This is a genomic window from Microbacterium sp. zg.Y909 (assembly GCF_024626565.1).
On record NZ_JANJFJ010000696.1, the window covers coordinates 1 to 941 of the forward strand.

Genomic DNA, 941 nt, shown 5'->3' on the forward strand with positions numbered 1-941 from the left:
GATCGCGCCGCCGGGCAGGCCGAACACGTCGGTCACCCCCAGCAGCTCGAGCGAGCGGACGACCGCCTGGGCGCCGGTGAGGACGGGGGCGGATGCCGCGCGGGCGGGAGGCCGGGGAACGGCGGAAACGGTGTCTGAGGACATGGGTGAAACTACCTCGAGATCCAGGGTTGCTGACGGGACTACCCCGTCACCGCGCCCTCTGCAGCAGAGCGCACGAGTTTGGAGTACTTGGCCAGAACGCCACGGGTATAGCGCGGGGGAAGGGGCTCCCAGCCTTCTCGGCGGGAACTCAGCTCTGCGTCGCCGACGAGTAGGTCGAGAGTGCGAGCCGCGATATCGACCCGTATCAGATCACCATCGCGCACGAAGGCGATGGGACCGGAGTCCACCGCTTCGGGTGCTATGTGGCCGATGCACAGGCCGGTTGTGCCGCCTGAGAATCGTCCGTCCGTCAACAGTAGTACATCTTTTCCGAGGCCGGCCCCCTTGATGGCGGCCGTGATCGCGAGCATCTCGCGCATGCCGGGACCGCCCTTGGGACCTTCGTAGCGGATGACGATGACGTCGCCCGCGTCGATCTCGCCGGCCTCGAGCGCGTCCATCGCAGCACGCTCCCGCTCGAACACCCGCGCGGGGCCTTCGAACACCGAGGCGTCGAAGCCGGCGGTCTTCACGACCGCGCCTTCTGGCGCGAGTGAGCCGTGCAGGATCGTGATCCCGCCGGTGGCGTGGATCGGGTCGGCGAAGCTGTGGATGACCTCGCCGTCGATGGGATCCGGGTCCAGCTCGCGCAGGTTCTCGGCCAGCGTCTTGCCGGTGACCGTGAGCGCGTCACCGTGCAGCAGTCCCTCGTCGAGCATCGCCTTCATGATCACCGGGATGCCGCCGTGACGGTCGACGTCGTTCATGACGTACTTGCCGAAGGGCTTCATGTCGGC

The 941-nt window shown here is 67.6% G+C and carries 1 protein-coding gene; it reads right to left on the reverse strand.

What is annotated here, in order from left to right; genetic code table 11:
• Positions 1 to 182 precede the first annotated feature (182 nt).
• Positions 183 to 941 (reverse strand): dihydroxy-acid dehydratase domain-containing protein (locus tag NQ160_RS24205; protein WP_257517514.1); only part of this gene is annotated, 759 nt, incomplete at its 5' end.